Below are 3075 nucleotides of genomic sequence, written 5' to 3'. Positions count from 1 at the left end.
AATGAAAGCAAGATACCTTTCATTCGATTTTTTCAATTATTAGAAATTAACCTTTCAATGTAGATGAAGATTGCTTTGCAATCTCTATCCGCAACCTAAACTAGTCTCCCAGACTATGCGAAGATTACTTCGTAATCCTTATCCACCGACTAAAACAATCCACTGGGTTCGGATGATTGCTTCGCAATCTTTATCTACAACCTAAACTAGTCTCCCAGACTATGCGAAGATTACTTCGTAATCCTTATCCACCGACTAAAACAATCCACTGGATTGTTTTAGCCACCTAGGTATGCTTTTCTGACTTCTTCTGATGAGGCGAGTTCTTTTCCTGTTCCTGATAGGACAATTTTTCCTGTTTCCAATACATATCCTCGGTCAGAGATTGCGAGTGCCTTATTGGCATTTTGTTCAATCAAGAGGACGGTTGTTCCTTGCTTCTGAATATCTTGAATGATATCAAAGATCTCTTGAATAAAGATTGGGGCAAGTCCCATTGAGGGTTCATCTAAGAGAAGAAGTTTTGGTGTTGACATAAGAGCGCGTCCCATGGCAAGCATTTGTTGTTCTCCTCCTGAAAGAGTGGCTGCATCTTGGTTCTTGCGTTCTTCAAGACGTGGGAAGCGTGAAAAGACCTTCTTCAAGTTAGCTTGATTTTCTTCACGATTTTTCTTTAAGAAAGCTCCCATTTCTAGATTTTCCATAACAGTCAAGCCAGGAAAGACGTGGCGTCCTTCTGGAACTTGTGAAAGACCACCTGCCACGATTTTTTGAGCTGGCATTTTTTGGATTTCTTGACCTAAAAATTCAATCTTTCCTGAGCTTGGTCGAACTAGACCTGACAAGGTACGGAGAATGGTTGTCTTACCGGCACCATTGGCACCGATAAGGGAAACAACTTCTCCTTCATTCACTTCAAAGCTTACATCACGGACTGCTTGGATCATACCGTAATGCACAGAAAGATTATCAACTTTTAACATAGACATTAGGCTTCACCTCCTAGATAAGCTTCGATAACCCGTTTATTGGTCTTAATTTCGTCAGGAGTTCCTTGTGCAATCAAACGGCCATACTCAAGTACGTAGATACGTTCTGTTACTTCCATAACCAGATTCATATCGTGCTCAATCAACATGATTGTAATCTTAAATTCGTCTTTAATACGACGAATTAACTCAGTCAATTCGGCTGTTTCTTGTGGGTTCATACCTGCTACGGGTTCATCTAAAAAGAGAATTTTAGGTTCCGTAGCGAGAGCACGAACAATTTCCAAACGACGTTGTTGTCCGTAGGCAAGATTTTTAGCAAGAGTTTCTGCATCACCATCTAAATCAAAGATTTTCAACAATTCCAAAGCCTTAGCCTTTAATTCTTTTTCACTCTTGTAAAAAGCTGGTAAGCGCAAAAAACTAGCAAAAACATGTTGTTTGTGATGGTTGCCAAAGGCAATCAAAACATTGTCCAAAACTGTTAAATCTTTAAAGAGACGGATATTTTGGAAAGTACGTCCAAGTCCCAAAGAGGCAATCTTATAAGGTGACTTTCCATTCAAAATGTGACCATCTAAGGTTACTGTTCCCTCGCTTGGTTCATAAACACCCGTCAAGAGGTTGAAAAGGGTGGTTTTCCCAGCTCCATTTGGACCGATTAGTCCAACCAGTTCCCCTTCGTTCAATTCAAGAGTCACATCTCCAACAGCTGTTAGACCGCCAAAATGTTTGGTTAACTGTTTTACTTCAAGTAATGCCATTAGTTTTGTTCCTCCTTCTTAGATTTTTTAAAGAAACGTGATAGGCTCAATTCCCATGTTCCAAGAAGTCCGCCTGGTCTGAAAATCATTACCAATACCAAGGCCAAAGCGTAGATAATCATACGCACGCTAGCAACATCTTGGAGAAGCATATTCAAAACTCCCCAGAACAATAGCTGAAACAATGGCACCTGTAATGGAACCAAGTCCACCAAATACAACAATAATCAAAACGTTGATTGAGTTGATGAAAGTGTAATCTTTCGGTACAACAGACCCGATAAATCCTGCCTGAAGTGACCCTGCAATACTTGCAGTAATGGCACCAAAGACAAAAGCGATGATTTTAATTTTAGTCGTATTAACCCCAACTGACTCAGCAGCGATTTCATCCTCACGAACAGAGAGGGTTGAACGACCAATTGGACTACGCAAGAAATTCAAGGTTGCAATGGTTGTGATCACGACAAAGAAGTAAACCATTTGCCAAGTTGTAAAGTTAGGAATTCCCAAGATACCTGCTGCACCATTTGTAAGGCTTCCGCCATTGATGATAAAGATACGGATAATTTCAGAAACACCTAGAGTAGCTACCGCAAGATAGTCCCCCTTCAAACGCAAGGTTGGAATGCCGACAAGCAAGGCAACCGCTCCTGAAAGCAAAGCCCCTATCAGCATAGCTCCAAAGAAGGCACCGTAGGTCGGTGATTTAGAACCAATAATAGCTGCTGCATAGGCACCAATCGCCATGAAACCAGCATGACCAAGTGAAAATTGTCCTGAAAAACCAACGATTAAGTTGAGACCAACAGCCAGAATAATATTAATTCCGATTTGTTGTAAAATCTGAACATAGAATAGGTTGAGTACTCCGACTGAGACCAGCACACTAATCAAGCCATAACCAGCTAACAAAAGGAGTAACCATAGAATATTAACTTTTAAATTTTCCTTCATCGTTTACACCTTCTCTTTCACATTTTTACCAAGGATACCAGCTGGGCGGACAATCAAGATCAACAACAAGATTCCATAAACAATGGCATCACGGAAGTCTGACATTCCAAAGGCTGTCGCAAAGGTTTCCAATAGACCAATTACAAAGCCACCAAGAGCCGCACCAGGAATGATTCCGATACCACCAAGTACTGCTGCAACGAAAGATTTAAGACCTGGAGTAACCCCCATCAAAGGCTCAAGAGAGTTATAATAGAGGGCAATCAGAACACCAGCCGCACCCGCAAGAGCTGAACCTAAAGCGAAGGTAAAGCTGATAGTACGGTTTACATTAATCCCCATCAATTGCGCCGCATCACTATCTA

At 41.2% G+C, this 3075-nt stretch carries 3 protein-coding genes and 1 pseudogene; all 4 read right to left on the bottom strand.

Features of this window, described 5'->3' with window-relative positions; genetic code table 11:
* Positions 1-278 precede the first annotated feature (278 nt).
* The gene (locus SMIDD26_RS04870) at positions 279-989 is read right to left on the bottom strand and encodes an ABC transporter ATP-binding protein (RefSeq protein ID WP_000062200.1); all 711 of its coding nucleotides are present in this window, start codon (positions 987-989) and stop codon (positions 279-281) included.
* A complete protein-coding gene (locus SMIDD26_RS04865; protein ID WP_061439261.1) occupies positions 989-1753 on the bottom strand; it encodes an ABC transporter ATP-binding protein in 765 nt (254 codons plus the stop codon). The genes SMIDD26_RS04870 and SMIDD26_RS04865 overlap by 1 nt, the downstream gene beginning before the upstream one ends.
* Positions 1753-2710 (bottom strand): annotated as a pseudogene (locus SMIDD26_RS04860) (branched-chain amino acid ABC transporter permease). The gene SMIDD26_RS04865 and the pseudogene SMIDD26_RS04860 overlap by 1 nt, the downstream one beginning before the upstream one ends.
* A gap of 3 nt (positions 2711-2713) precedes the next feature.
* Positions 2714-3075: branched-chain amino acid ABC transporter permease (locus tag SMIDD26_RS12815; protein WP_419986651.1), on the bottom strand; the 362-nt coding region annotated here is incomplete at its 5' end.

The sequence above is a fragment of the Streptococcus mitis genome, assembly GCF_001579035.1.
GTDB lineage: Bacteria > Bacillota > Bacilli > Lactobacillales > Streptococcaceae > Streptococcus > Streptococcus mitis_J.
This window is presented reverse-complemented; position numbering and strand designations above follow the sequence as displayed.

Bases quoted from the DNA above. Each gene is read 5' to 3' on its own strand.
- SMIDD26_RS04865 (WP_061439261.1), bottom strand. From the start codon at position 1,753: ATGGCATTACTTGAAGTAAAACAGTTAACCAAACATTTTGGCGGTCTA.
- SMIDD26_RS04870 (WP_000062200.1), bottom strand. From the start codon at position 989: ATGTCTATGTTAAAAGTTGATAATCTTTCTGTGCATTACGGTATGATC.